We start from the raw sequence: 407 nt of genomic DNA, 5'->3' as shown, positions 1-407 counted from the left end.
TGCTGCTGTCCTGGAACCGCCGCCGGCGGTTCTGGCTCAGGGTGGAGGCATCCGGAATCTTGTCGGTCAGGTTGAAGCGCAAGAACCAGCGATACGCCACGTTGACCTGTATCTCCCGCACCAACTGCCGCTCACTGCGAATGCCGAACAGATAGCCGAGAAACAGCATCTTGAACAGCACCACCGGATCCAGTGCCGGCCGGCCATTGTTCGAGCAGTACAGGTGCCGAACCCGGTCACGGATAAATTCGAATTCGATGTNCTGATCAATTTTGCGCAGAAGGTGGTTGTCGGGGACCAGCGATTCGAGACTGACCATCTCGAGTTCGTGTTGTTGCGGGGACGGCTCTTTGAGCATGGGGCAGCCTCTGAAAAGTCGATGCCCCAATTACAACAAACCCCCGCCT

The 407-nt window shown here is 57.4% G+C and carries 1 protein-coding gene; it reads right to left on the bottom strand.

Going from position 1 to position 407, the window contains the following annotated elements; genetic code table 11:
- A partial coding sequence (locus tag KEHDKFFH_RS20015; protein WP_146084246.1) for a transposase occupies nt 1-358 on the bottom strand: 358 nt, incomplete at its 3' end.
- Nucleotides 359-407: the final 49 nt, after the last annotated feature.

Origin of the sequence: Marinobacter maroccanus (assembly GCF_002933275.1) — a bacterium.
Lineage (GTDB): Bacteria > Pseudomonadota > Gammaproteobacteria > Pseudomonadales > Oleiphilaceae > Marinobacter > Marinobacter maroccanus.
This window is presented reverse-complemented; position numbering and strand designations above follow the sequence as displayed.